We start from the raw sequence: 21,261 nt of genomic DNA on the forward strand, positions 1-21,261 counted from the left end.
TGTCCTTTCGGGCGGTCTGACGCGAGTTGGTCAACCGTCCAGGAGTGTAGCCCGAGTCACACGTGACCGAAAGGGGTGCCGTCGGCCGACACTCAGATCGTTGTGGCCTCCCCGAACGTCATCGCCAGGTTTTTGATGGTCGTGGTCATCAGTGCCCGGCGGGGGAGTCCCAGTTTCCGAAGTTCTGCCGCCATCGGGTGACTCCCCAGCTGAACCTCGGCTCCACCAGGGCGCGATTTGACGCCGGTCGGCGCCATGTCCCACGACGTGCACCTGGTGGCGCCGTCGAGATGCGAGTATGCGGCCAATGACATGTTGGCTCCACCGCCCGGCACGCTGACGCCGGACTTCACACTCAACTGCGTGATGAGTTTGCCGTCGCGCGAGACGGATCCGCGCTTGACCGAGCCGACGTGCTCGGTGTCGAACTCGGCGAGCACCTTCGGGAATCCCCAAATCTCCCGGCCGGCGGCCTTGGTGAACTCGCCGTCCACCGGCAATTCGTGGATGAGCGCCCCCGCAGTCCCGGCAGCGAGCGAACGAAGATCTCCCAGCACCGAAGTGTCCGGGGGCGCAGTGTGGCTGCGCACCATGTATGTCACTCCGAATTCGTTGTACGGACCCAGGTCCCCGTCGATGTAGTCGACAAAAACCAGCCCGCAGAGCGCCCGGCCGGGACGGTATTGGAGGACGGTCAAGCCGGTGTAATCGATGATCGACTGCGCCGTTGCGCTGGGTACCGAGTACAACGCCATGAAGGCTGACGCGGTGCGAACTTCGACGGGCATCTCGACCCTCTTGCCCAGAATCGTGTAGCTCATGGCGCTACCACCCCGCGGAGTCCGTCGGAGCCGTAGACGGGTTCGAGCATCGAGCGGAAATCCGGTCCGCGGCGCAGCATTTGGCCTCCGTCGACGTTGATGATCTGCCCGGTGATCCAGGTGGAATGCGGTCCCAGGAGAAAGGAAGCGAGTCCGGCGACGTCTTCGACCTCGCCGACGCGTTCGAGCGGAGTGTTTGCCAGGTAGTCGTCCAGGATGGCGCCACCGTCGGTGATGAGCGCGACCAGATCCGTTCGGGTCAGCCCTGGCCGGATCGCATTGACACGAATGTTGCTGGCGCCCAGTTCGTCTGCCGCCAACTGCACCAGGTGGTCCACGCCGGATTTCGAGACGCCGTACGCGCCGAACCAGCGATGTGTGTTGCTGCTGGCGATCGACGAGATCGCAACGATGGATCCGCCGCCTCCGGCCACCAGCGCCCGAGCGCCGTGCTTGATCGTCAGCATGGTCCCCGTGACGTTGAGGTCGACGGTGCGACGCCACGCGTCGACGTCGAGTTGCGTGACCGGTGCGATGGTTTCGTTCCCACCTGCGCAGGCCACGACTCCGTCGAGCTTTCCGGTGGCGGACACCGCCGCGGCGACAGCGGCGACGACGTCCGTCTCGATCGTGACGTCGGCAGGGGAGACGCTGACCGATCCTGCCGGACTCGACTGCCGGATCGATTCGGCGGCAGCATCAAGTTTCTCCTTGTTTCGTCCGCAGATCGTGACGTGAGCGCCGGACGCAACCAGCGAACGCGCGATGCCCAGACCGATGCCACTACCGCCGCCGGTCACCAGTATCGATGTGCCGGCGAAAGTGGGTATGCCCGCTGAGGCGGTGTCGTCGTCCATGCGTGTCTCCTGGTCGTTGCTCCGGCGGGCTCGCGTGCTGCTTCTGGAGGTTTTCCGGTTCGGCTTCGGTGAAAACGCCCCACGCTATATAGGAACAGGTTCTACTTATTGAGGCAAGGGTTGTGCGAGAGGCGGAGTGATGGCTACCAGACCGACCTTCGATTTGATCGACGGGCGCTTCTACAGCGGAGACCTCGGCAATGTGCGCGACGCGTACGCGTGGATGCGCGATCACGAGCCCGTGTACCGAGACGACGCCAACGGAATCACCGCGGCCGCAAGCTACGACGCCGTCGTCGCAGCCGAGCGGGATCCCGAACTGTTCTCCAACGCCGGTGGCATCCGCCCCGAAACCGGTCCGTTGCCGCAGATGATCGACATGGACGACCCGCAGCACCTCACACGTCGACGCTTGGTCAACGCGGGTTTCACACGTAAGAAAGTCGAAGCCAAGGCCGGCCGTATCCGGGAGATCAGCGATCAACTGATCGACGCCGTCTTGAAAAAGGAGAAGCCGACTTCGTCGCAGACCTGGCAGCACCGCTGCCGATGGCCGTCATCGGCGACATGTTGGGTGTCCGCCTCGAGGAACGCGCGATGTTTCTGCGGTGGTCGGACGATCTGGTGAAGGCATTGGGAAGCAACGCTTCCCAGGAGCAACTGCAGGCCATGATGGCTGCGTATGTCGATTTCACCGCGTACATGATGCGAACCATCGCCGAGCGGAGGAGCGACCCTGCCGACGATTTGGTGAGCACGTTGATTCACAGTGAGGTCGACGGCGAGGCCCTCTCCGATCAGGAAATCGTCAACGAATCCCTGCTGATCCTGATCGGCGGTGACGAGACCACACGGCACGTGCTCAGCGGCGGCATGGAACAGTTGCTGCGCCATCCGGACCAGCATCGAGCACTGGTCGACGATCCCGATGCCATTCCGTTGGCGATGGAGGAGATGCTGCGGTGGTCCTCGCCCATCAAGAACATGGCTCGAACCCTGACCCGTGACACCGATTTCTTCGGTGCGCAGCTGAAGGCCGGAGAGAAGATGCTGCTGCTCTTCGAATCGGCAAATTTCGACGAGTCTGTGTTCCTGAACGCCGAACAATTCGATATCGGCCGCACGCCGAACCCACACGTGGCCTTCGGCTTCGGAACTCACTTCTGTCTGGGCAATCAGCTGGCCAGGTTGGAGGGACGGATCATGTTCGAGCAACTGTTCGCCAGGCTGGCGGACATGGCACTTGCCACCGACGCACCGTTGCAGCGGCGCGCCGCAAACTTCGTGTCCGGACTCGAATCGATGCCGGTGCGGTTTACGGCTTCGGCGCCGTCAGCCGGGTAGTTGGCAGTTGGGAGGCGCAGCGTCTTCGGAGAGGGGGCTCCCCGCCGGATTGACGTAAATGACCTCGAGAACCAGTGGTGTTGTCTGAGAGTTGTTTCCGATGTGCACATGATCAGAACCGCTGGGTTCGATCAATGTATTTCCGGCGCTGTAGATCCCGTCGACGGAGCAATCGGATCGGTAGTGGCTCAGCGTGCCCTGCGCGATCAGTGCGTAGAGCGTCCCGTCGTGGAAGTGCCAACCGGTGGAACCGCCTGGGTCGATGGTGATCTGGCGCAGGATGTAATCCTTGCCGTCGAAAGTCACTTGCCCGAGGATTTCACCGTGCACCCCCGTGCTCGGTGTTGCCGACGCATTGATCGGCGTCAGAGACAGCCCGATCGCTGCGGACACTGCAAGCAGAACCTGATGACGTTTACGCATGAGCGGCCCTCCCAGACGGATGTGCTCCTGAGTGTCCTCCGTCGATGCCTGGTTTATCCCAGTTTTCGAGGATCCAGCACTGCGAAGGCAGAGGTATGCCCTTGAGAGGCGGTTACGCTCGTGCCATGCAGCAAGTCGCGACGAGGCGCCGGAGCCAGCCGCCGCCTGCGCGCTTCATGTTCGAGGCATTGATCGATCCGTACCGCCAGCCCGCCCGGCGCTGGCTGGAACTGCTCGAGACCGAGGTCGAACCGGAGATCGTCAGGGCCGTAGAACCGGAGCTGGTGATCTGGTCGTCGATCTGGCCGGACCGCCCCGACGCCGTCATCCGATTCGACATCGAGGCGGTCGGAAACAGCACTATGCTGCGTTGGACGCTCTTCTTGGACGATCCGATACCGCCCGAGGCAGAGGTTGTCAGCATGCGAAAGCGGCTCAATACCTTGATAAATGCGAATCTCAGGTTCACTTTCGGCCAGTGAGTTGATCACTGCCGCATTACTTGGTGTCGACTCGGCCGATCGGGTCGGCGTTGTCGCTGAATGCGGCCCGGGCCGCTGGCCAGCTGGTCTCATCGACGCGCAACGCGGTCCGAAGGTAGGCAGTACTCATCCTTTGGATGGCGGCGACCCGCTCGGGGTTTTCGTCAGTGGTCTCGGCGACTTCGTATCCGACGATTCCGCCGAGTGCGTGCTCGGCACCGTAGAAGGTCAGGAGGTCGGTGGCTCCGGGGCTGTGCGTGTAGGCGTCGGTGAACCAGTCAGGTCCGCGGCTGGACATCTTGGACTGGTCGTGGTCGCCCGCGACGACGAGTGTCGGCGTTGTCAGTTCCTGGAACGAGGGGCGCATGAACGGGAAGTTCGCCTGTGCGAACGGATGTAGGTTCGCGCCGAGACCGGTTGCTGCGAACAGGATTCCCGCGGTGACGCGACTGTCGGACATGTCCTGGCCGACCTGGCCGGCCTCGTCGAAGATCCGTGCTCCGAGGAGCGACTGAGCGGTTTGCCCACCCCAGGAGTGACCCGTGGCGGCAATTCGACTGCGGTCGATGCGGCCGGCAAGTCCGGGCACGGCAAATTCGATGGTGTCGAGCTGATCAAGGATGCGTGTGAGATCCGCGATCCTCTCGGTCCAGATCGTCGGGAAAACCGGGTGGTCGAACCCGAAACCGTTCCGGCGCGAGTCCAGATGTGTCGGCTGGATCACCACGAATCCGTGGGATGCCCAGAATGCCGTGAGTGGCGAGTATCCATCGAGGTTCCAGCCGTTGCCGTGGGAGAACACCACAACGGGGAGGTTCGTGCCTGCTGCCGGAGCAGACACACGTACTTCCAGCGGGACAGGTCGATCGGGGGCGAACAATTCGACGGGGGCAACGGAGACGACCGGGGTGCCGGCGCCGATGATGCCGTTCAGCGTGTCGATCATTGATGAGGTCATGGCAAGTTCCTTGCTGAGGCTGCACCCTGCGATACTGGTTATCGGAGCGTCGCTCCGCAACATTACGGAGCGTTGTTCCGTAATGCAAACATATGTCGTGAGTCAGCGAGGAGTGCACATGGCTGATGCCCAGGACGAGCAGTCGCGCGTCGCGTCTCCCAAGCAAGTCGGTCGCCCACGTCGGAGCGAGCAGGCGCTGCTCGACGCGGCGGCAGCAGTGTTCGTAGAGTCCGGGGTCGACGCTCCGGTGCGGGAGATTGCGGCGAAGGCCGGCGTCGGCATGGGGACGATCTACCGACACTTCCCGACGCGTCCCGAGTTGGTGGTCGCCGTATACCGACACCAAGTCGAGGCGTGTGCGGACGCAGGCCCACAGATGCTCGCGGAGAGTGCAACGCCCGAGGCGGCTTTGCGGGCATGGGTGGCTTTGTTCGTGGAGTTCCTGGTCACCAAGCATGGGCTCGCCGGCGCACTGCAAGGAGACAGCGCCGGGTCCGACGCTCTGCACACCTACTTCGTCGACCGCCTCGTCCCGGTATGTGACGCCCTCCTCGCGGCGGCGCTCGAGTCCGTTGGCACTGCTTCGCGGGTCGATGCGTACAACGTGCTCAAAGGCATCGGGAACCTTTGTATCGGTGCTGGGTCCGATGACCGGTACAAGGCAGAGGTCCTTGTACAACTATTCATCTCGGGCGTACTCGCGCGAGAGGTTCGCTGACGCTCGGCTCAGTCAGATCAGCTCCGGATTCTCGGCGTACACCTCCTCGAGGATCGACATGTCGAACAGTTGGTCTGCCGTAATCTCCAGCCCCGCTTTCGACAGTGCCGCGATGTTCTGCTCGATCAGTTGTGGTGTCATCGTGAACAACCCGTTGGCTTTGGTATCTGCCGACACCACCAGATCGTTCTGTGCGGTGGCTTCCTTGATCTGCTCTTCGAGTTCGAGGTTCTGGTCCTTGCCGTAGACCTCGACGGCAAGCCGTGCCGACTCCGCCGGATCGGCGACCGCATCCTTCCATCCTTGGATCTCGGCCTTCAGGAATGCCTTGAGCTTGTCTCTCTCGTTGTCGATGGTGGACTGGAGAACCGTGAACGATTCGGCGACCAACGGCAGGTTGTAGTCCGCGAAGAGGAAGTGGGCGTTGGGGAAACCTTTGGCGGCCAGTGTGATCGGCTCGTTGGTCACGTAGGAAACCCAGCCGTCCACCTCGCCGTTCGCCAAGGGGCTCGGATCGAACTGTGCGGGCACGATCGTCATCTGGCTTTCGGTCAGTCCATTTGCTGCCAGGAGCGCTCCGAAGACGAGCTGATTGGAATCCTGGACGCCGATCTTCTTGCCGATCATGTCCTGGGGTGAGTTGATCGGTGCCGCAGCGGAACTGACTATCGCAAACGGATTCTTCTGGAATGTCGCCCCGACGATCTTTGCCTCCAGCCCGTCGAGCACGGCGGGGGCTGTGAGCTGCGGTGCGGACATTCCGATCCACACCTTGCCGGTGTCCAAGCCTGCTTCGACGCCGGTGCCGGCTGCGCCACCTGCCACCAGGTCGACATTCCCGAAGCCTGCATCCTTGTAGTAGCCCTTGTCGAGAGCGAAGTACTCGCCCGCGAACTCGATGTTCTTGATCCAGGACAACTGCACTGCAACTGTTCCGAATTCGGAACCGTCGTCCGTGGTTCCGCCACTCGAACTGCTGGAGTCACTGCTACACGCGAGCAATGACGCACTACCGGCGACTGCGATGCCGGTCAGCGCGGAGTAGCGGAAGAAGGCCCTGCGGTCCAGCTGGCGGACGGGCTTGAATGGCGTCATGAATCGGAACACTAGGGCCAGTCGGTTTCGTTCAGTTTGCTTGGGAGACAGAGTTTGTTGAGGTCGTGTTAACAGATGTCACGACTTGCCCGCCGAGGGGCCGAAACGAGACAGAGCGATGCTTTCGAAGATTCCGACCACGGCGTAGAGGATGATCGACACCACGGTGATCACCACGATCGATGCCCACAGTTCGTTGTACTGATAGCGCGGAATGGCTTTGATCATGCTCGAACCCAAACCTTGGCCGCTACCGAGCCATTCGCCGATCAGTGCTCCGATCAAGGCGCCGGGTACGGACACCCTAGCGGCGGCGAATACCGCCGGAAGTGCGGACGGTACGGACACCATTCGCAGTGCCGTCCAACGACTCCCGCCGTACGCGGCAATGAGGTCTTGTGCCTGAGCCGGAGCGGCGCGCAGACCGACCATGATCATGACGAGGGCTGGAAAGAACACCACAATCGCAACCATGACCGTCACACCCACGATTCCGCGCCCGAATATCAGGACGATGATCGGGGTCATCGCAACGAGAGGAACAGATCGTAGAAGCATCGCAACGGGCATGAAAGTCTGTTCGACAGTACGCGAAACGACAAAAATGGATGCGACCACGAGCGCAGCAGTCATTCCGACGGCAAAGCCGACACCGGCGTCGCGCAGAGTGATGAACAGGTTGTCGACGATGCCCGAACGCGCATCGGCAGATTTCGGCCCGGAGAACAGATACTCCCAGACGTCGGCCGGCGTCTTTCCTACACGCGGCCCGACCTGGGGGAAGGCGTTGAGAAAGACCACCCAGATGACAAGCAACAGCGCCGAGGCAATGGCAATGGGAGCCAGGAATCTCAATGTTCCTCGTAGCGCGGTCATTTCTGTTCTCCCGGAGCGCTGGTCCATGGCGTGACGAGTCGGGCGATCGCTGCGACGACGGCGTATCCCAGGCCGGCGAGCAAGGCGGCGGCGATAGCCATACCCCAGGTTCGCGGGACGTTGTACGACGTCTGAGCGGCCGTGAGTGCGACGCCGATCCCGCTGTCCACCCCGCCGAGATACTCACCGAGAATTGCACCCAGTACGGCCGAAGGTGCAGCAATCTTGAGGGCAGCAAAGGTGCTCGGAAGTGCGCTCACAAGTTGAACTTTGGTGAACTTTTGCCAACGCCCACCGCCGTAGGCGGCGACGAGATCGAGGCTCGTCTTGTCTGCCGATCTCAGGCCCGCAAGCGTGCCGACCATCGTGGTGAAGAAGCAGTACATCGCTGCGAGAAAGATCGTGGGGGTCCGGCCGCCGAAGACCACCAGGATGATCGGGCCGAGCGCCAACAACGGTGTGCAGTAGCTCAGGATTGCCAATTGCGTGGCCAACCCCTCGATGGGTGGAATGAGAACGACAAGCACGGCAAGCGTGATCGCCAGCAGGTTTCCCCAGAGAAAGCCCTGTAGCGCACCGGACGCCGTGACGGTGAAATTGGGTCCGTACAGCGACCAGCCGTCGTCGAACATTGTCGAGACAACCACCCACGGCGTCGGAATCGTGCCTCCCGCAACACCGGCGGCGGCGAGAATCCACCAGAGAGCGATCAGTCCGCAGATGCCGACTGCACCGCCGAACCATGTCGGACGCTTCAATCGGATCCGGCGCGGTGCTGATGGCTGCGCCGCTGCGGCCGCGACGTTCTCGATATCGGTGATGGTCATGCGACGCCTGCTTTTCCGAAGAGCAGTCCGGAGAGGTAGTCGTGGATCTCGTGGAACTCGGGTGTCCGCATCATCTCAGGCGTCCGCGGGCGCGGCAGGTCGATTGGAACAACTTCGAGGACGCGTCCGGGCCGCGGCGTCATGACAGCGACGACGTCCGAGAGGAACACAGCCTCGGCGATACCGTGCGTCACCATCAACGTGGTGGCCGGCTTCTCGGTCCAGATCCTGAGCAATTCGATGTTGAGCCGTTGTCTGGTCATGTCGTCGAGCGCGCCGAACGGCTCGTCGAGTAGTAGGACGCTCGGCTTGACGACGAGTGATCGTGCGATCGACACACGCTGACGCATACCGCCGGACAATTGAGCGGGCTTGGCCTTCTCGAATCCTTCCAGGCCGACGAGAGCGATCAGGTCGGCGATCTGGTCGGGGTCGGGATCGATGCCGGCAACCTGAAGCGGCAGTTTGATGTTGGAGGTCACCGTCCGCCACGGCAGTAAAGCCGAATCCTGGAAGGCGATTCCGAGTTCGCGACGCTTGCGCAACTCGGCGGGGGACTGCCCGTTGACAAGGGCCGTTCCCGACGTCGGAGTATCGAGGCCCGCGAGAATGCGGAGAACGGTGGACTTCCCGCAACCGGACGGCCCGAGCAGAGACAGAAACGAGCCTTCGCTGGTTTGGAGGGACACGTCGGTCAGTGCGGTCACCGACCGACGACCCATCTCGAAGGTCTTGCCGAGGCCGGAGATGTCGAGACCGGTTCCAGCGGGGCGAGGTGTGGCGGTGGGACTGGTCATTCCCGCACAGTACGAACGTCCGGTTGCGGTCATGTTGCCTGCGCGTCACCGCTGCGTGAGGCTGGTTCGGCACGTCATGTCACAGCGCCGTGGTGAGATGGACCTCTGGACGGAGTGACGGGAGCGAAGATTGCTGAAGTTGTACCGGGCCGAGCGTTCGGACACCTTGGTCTCGGCGTTGGCCACGCTCCTCCGTACCCCGCTGTCGGATCCATTCGCCCGGGAAACTGTGGCGGTGCCGGCCAAGGGCGTCGAGCGTTGGCTCAATCAGCGGCTGTCCTCCCAGCTAGGCACGTCCGGACCGTCAGCAGTGGACGGAATTTCTGCGAACATCGCGTTTCCTTCACCCGCGCGCCTGGTCGCGGAGTCCGTGGCCGCGGTCAGTGGAATCACGGCTGACGACGACCCGTGGTCGCCGACGCGATTGGTGTGGACGGTTCTCGAAGTGATCAACGAGTCCCTTGGCGAGCCCTGGTGCGGAGTCCTGGCGAAACATCTCGAAGGCCATCGTGAAGGTCGACGGTTTGCCTCCGCCACACATGTCACCGAACTCTTCCGCAGTTATGCCGCGCAACGCCCGCAGATGCTGATCGACTGGGCCGCCGGGCGGTTGACCGACGGACACGCATTGGCGCTGTCGGAGGATTTCGAATGGCAGGCACGTCTGTGGTGCATCGTCGCGGACAAGATCGCGGTTCCGGGGCCCGCAGAGCGACTGGGGCAAGTGAGCCGCGCACTGGTCGAGGACCCGGCCTTGGTCGACCTACCGGAACGCCTGTCGGTCTTCGGGCCGACACGGCTGCCGGTCGATCAGCGAATGATCTTGAGCGCACTCAGTGCGAATCGGGACGTCCACGTCTGGCTCCCGCATCCCAGCCCCGCGTTGTGGAACAAGATGAGCTCGCGCATGCAGCCTCGAAGTGAGAGCACGATCCGTCGTGCGGAAGACGGGTCGGCCCTGATATCCGCCAATCCGTTGCTGTCGAGTCTTGCTCGCGACGTTCGTGAACTACAGATCAGCCTCGGCGCCGCCGAGTTCGAGTCGGTGCATCTTCCCGAACCAGCCGGCCCGAAATCCCTCCTGGCGACGGTCAAAGCCGACGTCATCGCAGATCGTGCTCCCAGCGCTTCAGCGGAACCCGATGGGACAGTTCAGGTCCACGCTTGCCACGGGCCGGCACGGCAAGTCGAGGTGCTCCGCGAATGTCTGCTCCGATTGTTCGAGGACGACCCGACATTGCAGCCGCGCGACATACTCGTGATGTGCCCGGACGTCGAAACTTACTCACCTTTGGTTCGTGCGGCGTTCGGGCAGGGCGTCCATGGTCACCCCGGGCATCTTCTGCGAGTTCGTCTGGCAGACCGCGGATTACGTCAGACCAATCCGGTTCTTGCAGTTCTCGGATCTCTGCTCGAATTGGCCGACGGCAGGGCCACCGCCAGTGAGGTTCTCGACCTTGCTGCGACTCAGCCTGTCCGCACGCGTTTTTCGTGGGGTGACGACGAGTTGGAGAGATTGCGGGAGTGGACGACGGAAGCGGGTGCTCGCTGGGGAATCGGCAGTCGCCAGCGTGCCACGTTCGGTCTCGACGCGTTTCCGCAGAACACCTTCAACACCGCCATGGACCGAATCTTGTTGGGGGTCAGCGCGGACGAGTCGGAAAACGCCTGGTTGGATCTCGCGCTGCCACTCGATGACGTGGACGGCACCGACATCGATCTGAGTGGACGTTTCGCAGAATTCGTCGATCGCCTGGCCGTCTCGCTTCGCGACCTTGCCGGCCCGCATTCGCCGGCCGAATGGCTTCGCGTGCTGATGCGGGCTCTGGATCTGCTGACCGACACAGTACCCGCCGATTCCTGGCAGAGCGCGGGGGCACACCGCGAGTTGGTAGCTGCTGTCGAATTCGGCGGAGAGACGGTGTTACGTCTGGCCGATGTTCGCGCGATGCTCTCGCGCAGCCTCGCGGGCAGACCTACGCGTGCCAATTTCCGAACCGGCGAACTGACGGTGTGCACGATGGTTCCGATGCGTTCGGTGCCGCATCGCGTCGTCGTGCTGATCGGGCTCGACGACGAGGTCTTCCCCCGAACCGGTGGAGTCGACGGTGACGACATCTTGTCCCGTGATCCCGTTGTGGGGGAGCGTGATCTGCGCAGTGAAGACAGGCAACTGCTTCTCGATGCCGTGATGTCTGCGGGTGAGCACCTGTTGCTGTTGTATACCGGTGCCGATCCGGTCACCGGTGTCGTGAGACCGCCGGCGATCCCCCTCAGCGGTCTCCTCGACGTACTCAGCGCGACGGTGGGTCCCGATGCGATGAACGGAGTGCTCACACGGCATCCGTTGCAGTCGTTCGACAATCGAAATTTCTCACCGGACAAGCCGTTCAGCTTTGACACGGCAGCCCTGGCCGGTGCGAGGGCTGCCGCCGGAACACCGATCGAATTGCCGACAGTCTTGTCGGCCGATCTACCCGAGGTGCATCCGAAGGAAGTGAACCTCGCCGACCTGGTGAACTTCCTCGTACACCCCGCCCGTGGTTTTCTGCGCCAACGCCTCGGCGTCCGGGTACCGGAACTCGACGACGACATCGCGGATTCGCTGGCAACCGAGCTCGATCCGCTGTCCACCTGGGCTCTGGGTGATCGAATGCTTCTCTCGCGCTTGGCTGGTCGCAGCTCCGCAGATTTCCGTGCAGCCGAGTGGCGCCGCGGTACTTTGCCTCCGTACAACCTGGGCGCCACGGTTCTGGGCAACGTCGAGTGGGTAGTAGACCAACTTGCCGGTCTTGCCTTGCCGCACCTCGGCGGCGACGCCGAGGCCGTCGACGTCGACATTGATCTCGGGGACGGGCGCCGACTCACCGGAACGGTGACCGGGGTGCACGGTAATTCAGTGGTTCGGGCGTCGTATTCCTCACTGGCGCCCAAACATCGGATGACGGCCTGGATCAACCTGCTCGCCCTGAAAGCTCACGGACGACCCGGTGCGCTTGATGCAGTGTCCATCGGAAGGGGTCGGGGAAAGATAGCAGCGGCGCGATCAGTGCTCGATGCGCCAGGTAACGCCGTCGAACTCCTGAAGCAGCTGGTGGACCTTCGCGAGCGGGGACTTCAGCGACCGTTGCCGATGTGGGCCGCCACGTCAGCCGAATACGCGCGCCGACGCTTCGGCGGCGAGTCGGTCGACGATGCGACAAACGGAGCGGACACCCAGTGGACCGGACAGTACGGCGAGATGATCGATCCAAGCAACGCTTACGTTTTCGGTGAGGCACGAACACTTGCGGAGCTGGCGGCGGACCCGCCGTCGGACGACGAGTTCGTCTGGGCCGAGGAACCGACTCGGTTCGGAGTTCTCGCCCGACGACTGTGGGATCCGTTGCTGACCAACGAAAGAGCGGAGTAACCCGTGGACTTCGATCTTTTGGGGCCACTGCCTACCGGTACCACGGTGTTGGAAGCGAGCGCCGGAACTGGCAAGACCTACGCGATCGTCGGACTCGCGACCCGTTGTGTTGCCGAAGGTCTCGCTGACATATCGCAAGTTCTGCTGGTGACATTCAGCAGGGCCGCCACTCAGGAACTTCGTGAGCGTGCCAGGGAGAGGTTTGCCGGAGTGTCCGCCGCTCTAGTCGACCCAGAGGCGGCACGGCGGTCGGAAGATGATCTGGTGGCCTACCTCGCCACAGCTGACGACGAGGAGATCGGCGTTCGGCGTCGTCGACTCCTGCGTGCCCTCGCGGAGTTCGACGCCGGCACCATCACGACTACCCACAGTTTCTGCCAGCGGATGCTCGACGGTCTCGGCATCGCCGGGGAACGTGAGCCGGACACAACTTTTGTGGAGTCGGTCGACGACCTGATCAGTGAGGTTGTCTCGGATTTGTACCTCAGCCGCTACAGCCGGACGGACTCGTCTCCACCGTTCTCCACGAAGGATGCGCTCGCCATTGCGCGAAGCGCAGTCGGCGATGGTCAGGCAATTCTCGAACCCGATGGCGAGGAGGAGACCGCACCCGGACAGCGCGTCCTGTTCGCGGCTGCTGCTCGTGTCGAGGTCGAACGACGTAAGCGGATCAAAGGAATTCGCGACTTCAACGATCTGCTGACGCTGTTGCACGGTGTATTGACGGATCCGGAATACGGCCCCGTCGCGTGCCGTCGGGTGCGCGAGAAGTTCAAGGTCGTGCTGATCGACGAGTTCCAGGACACTGATCCGTTGCAGTGGGACATTCTGCGGTTGGCCTTCCACGGACACACCACCCTGGTCCTGGTCGGTGATCCCAAACAGGCCATCTATGCGTTCCGCGGGGCAGAAGTCCTGAGTTATCTCGATGCGGTCAATCAGGCGGATGCGCACCAGGAGTTGACCACCAATTGGCGTAGCGACCCAGGGTTGTTGGCGGCACTCGAACACCTCTACGGCGGCGCCGCACTCGGTAACGAGGGCATCGTCGCGCATCCGGTGGAGGCGTCTCACAAGAAGTCTCGGTTGTCCGGCCCGGTGCCGATGCGTGTGCGCCATCTACCGCGAACCGGAGCCGGACCGCTTAATCGTTCAGGATTTCCGGCCGTCGGCAGACTTCGCAGTCGCGTCGCGGACGACGTCGCAGCAGACGTGGTCGGTCTGCTGGGCAGCGATGCCCGATTAGCCGTCGACGGTGATCCGCGACCGGTCGAACCGGGAGACGTCGCGGTGTTGGTACGCACCCACAAGCACGTGGCGATGATTCGCGATGCTCTCGATGCCGTAGGTGTACCTTCCGTGTTGACCGGCGGGTCCAGTGTTTTCGCAACACCCAGTGCGACGCAGTGGCTGTGGCTGCTGCAGGCGATCGAGCAGCCCCATCGCTCCGATCGTGTCCGGTTGACGGCCCTCTCCCCGATTTTCGGGCGCACCTCCGAAGAACTGGATACGGACGGCGACAACGTCGTCGCCGAACTCGCGGGTCAACTGCGCTCCTACTCCGGGTTGTTTGCGCGCGTCGGGTTCGCGGCTGTGTTCGAAAGGATCTCTGCCGAAACAAATCTGGAGAAGCGTGTACTCGCGGCCCCTTCCGGCGAACGAGATTTCACCGATCTGCGGCACGTCGCACAACTTCTCGGTCGCGTCGCCACCGAGGAAGCGTTCGGGTTGAGCGCACTGGTTCGCTGGCTTTCCGACCGGATCAAAGACCCGACGTCCGGGAGTGCCACCGACCGAAGCCGTCGCCTCGACAGTGACGCTGCCGCAGTGCAAATCGCGACGGTGCACGCCACCAAAGGGCTCGAGTTCCCGATCGTTTACGTCCCGTTCAGTTGGGAGAGCGTGGGCGGCTTCAACTCGCCGACGCAACTGTTGCACGACCCGGAGGGACGCCGCATCCTCGACGTCGGTGGGCAGGAAGGACCGGGGTACAACGCCAGAAAGACTGTTGCGGAGGCCGAAGAAGCGGGCGAAGAACTGCGGCTGCTGTACGTGGCGCTGACCCGGGCGCAGTGCCAACTAGTGCTCTGGTGGGCGCCAAGCTACGGGACCTCGCGCTCGCCACTGCACCGGTTGATGCTCGGACGTACACCCGGCATCGCCGAACCTGCTCGGGTAGTGAAGGTGCTCGACGACGGTACAACCGCAGCACGTCTCGCAACCTGGCCGGCAGCAGCGTCCGACGTGATCTCGGTGGAACCAGTTGGTCCACATCCGCCCTCGCCCGTCCAGTGGTCCAGAGCAGCCGCGGATGTGTCCGAACTGGCCGCGGCGCGTTTCGGTCGAGACCTGGACACTCTGTGGCGTCGTACGTCGTACTCGGCACTCACCGCCGGAGCTCACCACGCGGTCACGACCACCGACAGTGAAGTCGAGGATCCCGAAAAGGACGACGAGCCGGACGATTCCGTAGACATCGGGACTGTCGCCCCCTCCCCACTGGAGGCGTTGCCTTCACCGATGAACGGACTTCCTGCTGGCGCCGCATTCGGCACACTGGTGCATGAAGTGCTCGAGGTGGTGGACACGGCTGCGGCAGATCTGAGAGCGGAACTCGGGATGCGCTGCGCCGAGGCGGTCTCGATTCGGGCGGCCGACGTGGACTCGGAAGCACTCGCAGATGCGCTGTATCTGGTGATGCAGACTCCCTTGGGATTCGGAACCTTGGCCACGATCGCGCCGAAAGATCGACTTCCCGAACTCGATTTCGAACTCCCACTGGCCGGCGGTGATGATCCGGTGTCGATGAATGTCACACTTCGCGGAGTGTCGGAACTGTTGAGGCGCCACCTTCCTACGGACGACATTCTGGCGTCGTACGCCGACTATCTGGACCGTGTCGAGACGTCCCCGATGCGCGGATTCCTGACGGGCAGTATCGACGCCGTATTGCGGATCCCGGGCCCGTCGTTCGTGATCGTCGATTACAAGACCAACCGGCTCGGCCGCGGTGATCTGACGGCTGCCAACTACACGCGTGAACTCATGGCGACAGAGATGATGCGCTCTCACTATCCGCTGCAAGCACTGCTGTATTCGGTTGCACTGCATCGGTATCTGCGCTGGCGACTGCCCGACTACGATCCCCACCGTCATCTCGGCGGCGCTCAGTATCAATTCGTGCGCGGGATGCTCGGCCCGGACAGCCCTCCGGAATGCGGTGTCTTCGAATGGAAGCCGCCTGCTCAGTTGACAGTCGAACTGTCGGATCTGCTGGCAGGTCTTGATGCGTCCCACACAGCAGGGGAGAGGGCTCGATGACCGAGGCGCAACTGGCGCAGCGCGCCAAAGGGATTGTTCGGATCTTCAACGAAGCTGGGGTGCTGGTTGCCGCCGATGTCCATGTCGCGACGCGAGTGTGCAGCCTGGGCGGTGAAACGTCGGACGAGGTGATGCTGGCCGCAGCGTTGGCGGTGCGGGCCGTGCGATCAGGTTCGGTGTGCCTCGATCTGCGACGGATGCGTGATGTGAGCGTCGACAACGCGACGGAAGAAGAACTTACCTCGTTGCCGTGGCCCGAACCGTCGGAGATCGTTGCTGCCCTTCGCCTGAGCCCGCTGGTGATCGGCGGCAACGCCGGCCCGCTCAGGCCGCTCCGGTTGGTCGACACGGATGACGGCGAGCTTCTCTACCTCGATCGATACTTTCTGCAGGAGCAGACGATTCGGCGAGTCCTCGGTGAGCGTGCGTCCACCTGGCCACCCGCCGACGTGAAAGCCGTCCGAGCGCGACTGGATTCGTTGTTCGCCGACGAGAACGGTCCGACCACCGCACCTGATCGTCAACGGATAGCCGCTGCTCTCGCCGCGACACAGTGGACCACGGTCATCGCCGGTGGGCCCGGAACCGGCAAAACCCATACGGTCGCACGTATTCTCGCGCTTCTGTCGGCAGAGCTGGGATCGAACGCCCGCATCGGACTGGCCGCACCGACGGGTAAGGCCGCAGCACGGCTGCAGGAGTCCGTTCGTGAGCAGACGGCGAGCCTTGGCCTTCCTAAAGAACTCGCGGCCATGACGTTGCATCGGTTGCTCGGTTGGCAGCGGGGGAGTTCGAGTCGCTTCAAATACAATGCCACCAACAGGCTTCCCTACGACGTGGTCGTCGTCGACGAGACGTCGATGGTCTCGCTCACGTTGATGGCGCGCCTGCTCGAGGCCGTTCGCCCCGATGCCCGGCTACTGCTCGTCGGCGATCCCGATCAGTTGACCTCCGTCGACGCGGGCGCTGTTCTTGCTGATCTTGTCGCCCGCCCGGTAGAAGTCAGTGGAAATCCGGCGATGACACAGTTGGTGGGTGACGATCTCACGGCCACTGGTTCCGAAGAGGTGCTGAGTACGGATGAACAGGATCGTCTGCGGGGCGGGATCATTCAACTCTCCCGTGGACGCCGCTTCGACGGAACTATCGCCCTGTTGGCCCGGGCAGTTCGGGCGGGAGATTCCGCTGAGGTTCTGCGGATCCTGCGTAGTGGCGATCCCGCCGTCTCCTTCCATTCGCCCGAGGACGTTGACGCACTGCGCGCCGACATCGTCGCGAGTTCAGAGGTGGTGACGGCGTCGGCCGAGGTGGGTGATGCGATCGGCGCCCTGAAAGGCCTGGAATCGCACCGCCTTCTGTGCGCGCACCGTGACGGACCGTACGGTGTCGGGCGGTGGGCGCAACAGGCGATGGAGTGGGTCGGCACGGCATCAGGACAATTCCTGGACCCGACGCGGTGGTATCCGGGCCAGCCGCTGCTCGTGACGGCCAACGACTACGAGGCCAAGATCTACAACGGGGACGCCGGGGTGATCGTGCAGCGTGAGGATGGCGTTCCCATTGCCGCCTTCCAGCGGGGTAGTGATGCGTTTCTGCTTCACCCGAGCCAACTCTCGTCGGTGCAGACCGTCTACGCGATGACGATTCACCGGAGCCAGGGCAGCCAGTACGACACGGTATCGGTGATGTTGCCGGCCGAAGCGTCGTCACTGCTGACCCGGGAGTTGCTGTACACGGCGATCACTCGTGCCAGAAACCATGTGAGAGTGATCGGCACCGAAGATTCCGTGAGGGCGGGAGTTCAGCGACAGGTGCTCAGGGCAAGTGGGCTGCGTCGTGAGATCCGTCCGTACGACGGGCCGTGAAAGTCGGATCTTGCTGATTCTCTTGGTCATACGTTGTATACGACGAACACCTTGCGCACGGTCTCGGTGACCATCCATGTACCCTTCCATCCGATGGGGAAGATTGCACTCGTACCGGCAATGAGATGTACGGGATCGCCGTCGTCCTCCTCGACGGTCATGGCGCCGGAGACGATGGTGATGATCTCGCCGCGGGTGAGGAACTCCCACCGCGACATTCCCGGTTCGCTCTCCCAGACTCCGGATTGAATGCGCCCGTCATCGCTGGTGAACTCGACGTCTGCACGGGTGATGATGTCTCCGCCGAGTGGCTCTGCACTGGGTTGGCCGAGCAGTGCTTGCTGAAAGATCCCGCTTGCGCTGTTCAGTTCTGCGGCTCGGAAGGTAACGGTCACAATTCGATCCTGACTTTCGAAACTCATGTGAATCATCGGACTTGTCGATGATGTCGTGTGTCTGCTGAGCCGGGATACATTCACTTGTCGCATCTTTCGACAGTTCGCTGGTACAGATGTCGAAAGTGCGATCGACCACCATTCAACCGAGGTTCAAGGAACCATCTCGCGCCGAAACATGCCCGAGCGCATGGTGAAACGCCCCCGCGTTGGTGATCTCGAACGGGGTGATCGATTGTGTGTGAGGGGCTTACGTGGTGGACGCTGTCAACGAGGTGATGAAGCGCTCGGCTGCCGCGTCGACCTCGGCGTCGGGGGTGAGCAACCTCTGCAGCAGCAGTCCTCGCAGACATGCGGTTGCGATGATGCTCTGTTGCTGTGCATCCACCACTGTGAATCCTTCGCGAAGGGCTGCCGCTTCGAGGAGGTGCGCCAAATCGTCGAGGTCGGCGGCGAAATCTTGAAATGCTTTGTGCTCGTATACCGCAAGTCCGGCCAGGTGAAAAAAGGTGCGGCTTCGATCTTCGTGCTCGGCGTTCGAGTAGAAGCTCCAGATCGCCTTGCACAGGGCTGCGAACCCGAGATCTTTGCCCATCGCGGCGATGACGAGGTTGTCACGGCGGCGAGCTTCCGACAGCACGGCGCTGAGGAGACCCGGTCGTGATCCGAAGTGATAGGTCAGCAGCGTGTGGTGCACTCCGAGTCGCTCCGCTACTTGGCGCATCGACAGCTTCGGACTTGGGCCGGTTTCACCGAACTCGTCGAATAGTGCCTGCAACAGTCGCTCGCGACCCTCCCCAACCGGCGATCTCACGCTACCTCCATTGACGGGTTCACCACTGTTGAGTACGGTACCGCATATCGAATTCACCAGTGTTTAGGAGAGTGGTTTCCAATGCTCGGGAGGTCCCTTTGACTGACGTATGGTTTGCCGGCGGCATGGTCGCGGATGGATCGGGCACCGACCCGGTCGAAGTCGACGTGTGCGTGAGCGACGGCATTGTCACCGCGATCGGACAGGCGCCGTCGGGTTCGATCACAGTTGACTTGGACGGCATGCTTCTGACTCCGGGGCTCATCGATGCCCATGTCCACCTGGGCATTTCGAGTCCGATCCGAAGGCAATTCGGGTTCGAGCTCTCGGCAGCCGAACTGGCGGCTGGCATCTTCGCCACCGCGGGCGATGCCCTCGACGCGGGTTTCACCACGGTGCGAGACGTCGGTGGCATCGACGGCGGAGTCGTCGACGTTATTGCGAGCGGCAAGGTGCGTGGTCCGCGTGTCCTCTCGTGTGGTCCTGTGCAGTGCCAGACCGGTGGGCACGGCTACTACGGGGCCGCATGGGAGCCGACCGAGCTGTGGAACATGCACCACATTCCAGGGCTCTGCGCCTTGTCCTTGATGTCGGGTAATGCCGACGAGCTACGACGCAACGTGCGCGAGTCGTTCCGCCGAGGGGCAACATTTCTGAAACTGTGCGTCACCGGTGGTGTCGTCGGAGGCCATGACCGCCTCACCGACACACAGTTCACCGTTGAGGAAATCTCCGTGGCAGTGGAAGAAGCAGCGTCGCGCGGCACCTACGTCACGGTCCACGCGCACAACAATGCGGGCATTCGCAACGCAGTGCGGGCGGGAGTGCGGTGCGTGGAACACGGCACCGACATCGACGCGGAGACTGCCCAGTTGATGCGCGAGCACGACGTGGCTCTGGTCCCCACCTTCGCTGTGGTGGAGCAGTTGACTGACACCGAGAGCATGGACCTGGACCCGGCAATACGAGAGCGTGCAGCCGGAGTGCGTCAACGTATGGCCAGAGCGCTCGAGGCCTCTCGCGCAGCAGGCCTGAGGATCGGCCTGGGCTCGGACCTCATCGGGCCGCACCAAAAGCGCCGAGGTGAGGAGTTGCGCTTGCGCGCGGAGTTGGAGTCGCCGATGCATGCACTCGTTTCGGCCACCAGCGTCAATGCCGACATTCTCGGTATCGGGGAAACTGTCGGGAGGATCCGCGTCGGTATGCAGGCGGACATGGTTGCCTGGCAGCAAGACCCACTCCGAGACGCAAAGGTGTTCGCCGATCCGGAGATGGCTGTTCTCGTCGTGAAGTCCGGCAATATCGTCAAGGGAGACGTTCGATGAGCGCAATGCTGCACGGATGTTTTGCAGACACGGAGTACTTCGAAATAACGGCGAAGTCGGGGCACAGCTACGGCGTCTGGGTGACCACACCCCCCGGCTACGCGGACTCCACGGATCCCTTACCGCTGATCTACGTGATGGACGGCAACTGGGCTGTAGGTCTTACCGCCCCGCTCATCGTCACGCAGGCAGACCCGTACCTGACGGTCGCCCCGTACATCCAGGTCAGTGTCGGATATGCCGGTGAGGAAGCCGCCAACTGGGCACGGCTCCGCAACCGCGATCTCGTGCCGCCCGGGGAACCGGTAGGCGAAGAAATGACGGCTACTCTTGCCGCTGCTCGCGACTCGGGTGCAATGACCCAGGAGTACGTGGACGCCTACCTCGAGGAGCTGGCAGACACCCACGCGGACGTCTTCCTCGACTTCCTGACCAACGAACTCCACCCTCACCTGTACTCGTCGGAGCTACGTGTCAGCGAGTCCGGGCACGGACTCTTCGGGTACTCGTACGGAGGCCTTTTCGCCCTCTACGCATGGCTGCGCGACGCGCCCCCATTCGCGACCTTCGGTGCGGGTAGTCCCGGAGTTGTGAACGCCGACAGCCAGATCCACACAATGGTCGAGGCCCGGCCGGAGCGCGGCGTGGGCTCAGTTGTGCCGCAGCTGCACGTCACGCTGAACGAAGCCGAACTGACAGGGCCCATTCCGATCTATCGCGGACTGGCACGTAACGTTCTCGCTGTCGTGGAGCAGTTGCACGGCACGGGGTGGTCGCAGGATGTTTCGACCGCGTTGTTGCACGAGACGCATGTCACCGGGCTGCAGGCATCGTTCCTGAGCTACTTGAAAAAATGCCATGCACGGTAGCTGTTCGTCCCGGCGACGATGTGCACGCCGACACGTTCGACGGGCGATTTTCCGTAGACGCC

The 21,261-nt window shown here is 62.7% G+C and carries 17 protein-coding genes and 1 pseudogene; 8 read left to right on the forward strand and 10 right to left on the reverse strand.

Annotation, left to right across the window (positions count from 1 at the left end; all coding sequences use genetic code 11):
• Positions 1–92: 92 nt before the first annotated feature.
• Both ACFWAD_RS18825 and ACFWAD_RS18830 read right to left on the reverse strand, forming a co-directional pair.
• Positions 93–821 carry an acetoacetate decarboxylase family protein gene (locus ACFWAD_RS18825; protein WP_378546494.1) on the reverse strand — a complete coding sequence of 243 codons (729 nt, stop codon included), beginning with the start codon at positions 819–821 and terminating at the stop codon, positions 93–95.
• Positions 818–1,678: an SDR family oxidoreductase gene (locus ACFWAD_RS18830; RefSeq protein ID WP_378546497.1), complete on the reverse strand. Its 861-nt coding sequence runs from the start codon at positions 1,676–1,678 to the stop codon at positions 818–820. The genes ACFWAD_RS18825 and ACFWAD_RS18830 overlap by 4 nt, the downstream gene beginning before the upstream one ends.
• A gap of 139 nt (positions 1,679–1,817) precedes the next feature.
• On the opposite strand from ACFWAD_RS18830, the pseudogene ACFWAD_RS18835 reads away from it, so the two are divergent.
• Positions 1,818–3,022: pseudogene (locus tag ACFWAD_RS18835) on the forward strand (cytochrome P450).
• Here the strand turns inward: ACFWAD_RS18835 and ACFWAD_RS18840 are convergent.
• Positions 3,011–3,445, reverse strand: coding sequence for a cupin (locus tag ACFWAD_RS18840; protein ID WP_230814803.1), 435 nt, complete (start codon positions 3,443–3,445; stop codon positions 3,011–3,013). The pseudogene ACFWAD_RS18835 and the gene ACFWAD_RS18840 overlap by 12 nt on opposite strands.
• Before the next feature lie 125 nt (positions 3,446–3,570).
• Here ACFWAD_RS18840 and ACFWAD_RS18845 point away from each other — a divergent pair, with 125 nt between their 5' ends.
• Positions 3,571–3,927, forward strand: coding sequence for a hypothetical protein (locus ACFWAD_RS18845; RefSeq protein WP_378546500.1), 357 nt, complete (start codon positions 3,571–3,573; stop codon positions 3,925–3,927).
• A 16-nt stretch (positions 3,928–3,943) separates the two neighbouring features.
• Here the strand turns inward: ACFWAD_RS18845 and ACFWAD_RS18850 are convergent, their stop codons facing one another.
• Entirely contained in the window at positions 3,944–4,885 is a 942-nt protein-coding gene (locus tag ACFWAD_RS18850; protein WP_378546503.1) for an alpha/beta hydrolase family protein, read from the reverse strand.
• A 118-nt stretch (positions 4,886–5,003) separates the two neighbouring features.
• Between ACFWAD_RS18850 and ACFWAD_RS18855 the strand changes: the two genes are divergently transcribed.
• Positions 5,004–5,603 carry a TetR/AcrR family transcriptional regulator gene (locus tag ACFWAD_RS18855; protein ID WP_378546506.1) on the forward strand — a complete coding sequence of 200 codons (600 nt, stop codon included), beginning with the start codon at positions 5,004–5,006 and terminating at the stop codon, positions 5,601–5,603.
• A gap of 12 nt (positions 5,604–5,615) precedes the next feature.
• Here ACFWAD_RS18855 and ACFWAD_RS18860 read toward each other — a convergent pair whose 3' ends face one another.
• From ACFWAD_RS18860 to ACFWAD_RS18875, 4 genes are all read right to left on the reverse strand, one after another.
• A complete protein-coding gene (locus ACFWAD_RS18860; RefSeq protein ID WP_020968444.1) occupies positions 5,616–6,698 on the reverse strand; it encodes an ABC transporter substrate-binding protein in 1,083 nt (360 codons plus the stop codon).
• Positions 6,699–6,776: 78 nt separating this feature from the next.
• Positions 6,777–7,574, reverse strand: a complete 798-nt coding sequence (locus ACFWAD_RS18865; protein ID WP_378546509.1) for an ABC transporter permease — start codon at positions 7,572–7,574, stop codon at positions 6,777–6,779.
• Positions 7,571–8,401 (reverse strand): ABC transporter permease, encoded by an 831-nt coding sequence (locus tag ACFWAD_RS18870; RefSeq protein WP_378546512.1) that lies wholly within the window; start codon positions 8,399–8,401, stop codon positions 7,571–7,573. The genes ACFWAD_RS18865 and ACFWAD_RS18870 overlap by 4 nt, the downstream gene beginning before the upstream one ends.
• The gene (locus ACFWAD_RS18875) at positions 8,398–9,231 is read right to left on the reverse strand and encodes an ABC transporter ATP-binding protein (protein ID WP_378448888.1); all 834 of its coding nucleotides are present in this window, start codon (positions 9,229–9,231) and stop codon (positions 8,398–8,400) included. The genes ACFWAD_RS18870 and ACFWAD_RS18875 overlap by 4 nt, the downstream gene beginning before the upstream one ends.
• 97 nt (positions 9,232–9,328) lie before the next feature.
• On the opposite strand from ACFWAD_RS18875, the gene recC reads away from it, so the two are divergent.
• From recC to recD, 3 genes are read left to right on the forward strand one after another with little or no spacing between them, the layout of a single operon-like run.
• On the forward strand, positions 9,329–12,610 hold the full coding sequence (recC, locus tag ACFWAD_RS18880) for an exodeoxyribonuclease V subunit gamma (protein ID WP_378546515.1): 3,282 nt from the start codon (positions 9,329–9,331) through the stop codon (positions 12,608–12,610).
• Positions 12,611–12,613: 3 nt separating this feature from the next.
• On the forward strand, positions 12,614–15,931 hold the full coding sequence (locus ACFWAD_RS18885) for a UvrD-helicase domain-containing protein (RefSeq protein ID WP_378546518.1): 3,318 nt from the start codon (positions 12,614–12,616) through the stop codon (positions 15,929–15,931).
• A complete protein-coding gene (gene recD / locus ACFWAD_RS18890) occupies positions 15,928–17,796 on the forward strand; it encodes an exodeoxyribonuclease V subunit alpha (protein ID WP_378546521.1) in 1,869 nt (622 codons plus the stop codon). Before ACFWAD_RS18885 ends, recD begins: the two co-directional genes overlap by 4 nt.
• Before the next feature lie 26 nt (positions 17,797–17,822).
• Here the strand turns inward: recD and ACFWAD_RS18895 are convergent, their stop codons facing one another.
• Together ACFWAD_RS18895 and ACFWAD_RS18900 are read right to left on the reverse strand one after the other, a co-directional pair.
• Positions 17,823–18,191 (reverse strand): cupin domain-containing protein, encoded by a 369-nt coding sequence (locus tag ACFWAD_RS18895; RefSeq protein WP_378546524.1) that lies wholly within the window; start codon positions 18,189–18,191, stop codon positions 17,823–17,825.
• A 250-nt stretch (positions 18,192–18,441) separates the two neighbouring features.
• Entirely contained in the window at positions 18,442–19,005 is a 564-nt protein-coding gene (locus ACFWAD_RS18900; protein WP_378448893.1) for a TetR/AcrR family transcriptional regulator, read from the reverse strand.
• A gap of 98 nt (positions 19,006–19,103) precedes the next feature.
• On the opposite strand from ACFWAD_RS18900, the gene ACFWAD_RS18905 reads away from it, so the two are divergent.
• Positions 19,104–20,330, forward strand: coding sequence for an amidohydrolase family protein (locus ACFWAD_RS18905; RefSeq protein WP_378546527.1), 1,227 nt, complete (start codon positions 19,104–19,106; stop codon positions 20,328–20,330).
• Positions 20,327–21,199, forward strand: a complete 873-nt coding sequence (locus ACFWAD_RS18910) for an alpha/beta hydrolase (RefSeq protein WP_378535100.1) — start codon at positions 20,327–20,329, stop codon at positions 21,197–21,199. Before ACFWAD_RS18905 ends, ACFWAD_RS18910 begins: the two co-directional genes overlap by 4 nt.
• Positions 21,200–21,261: the final 62 nt, after the last annotated feature.

The organism is Rhodococcus sp. NPDC059969 (genome assembly GCF_042738325.1).
Classification (GTDB): domain Bacteria; phylum Actinomycetota; class Actinomycetes; order Mycobacteriales; family Mycobacteriaceae; genus Rhodococcus_F.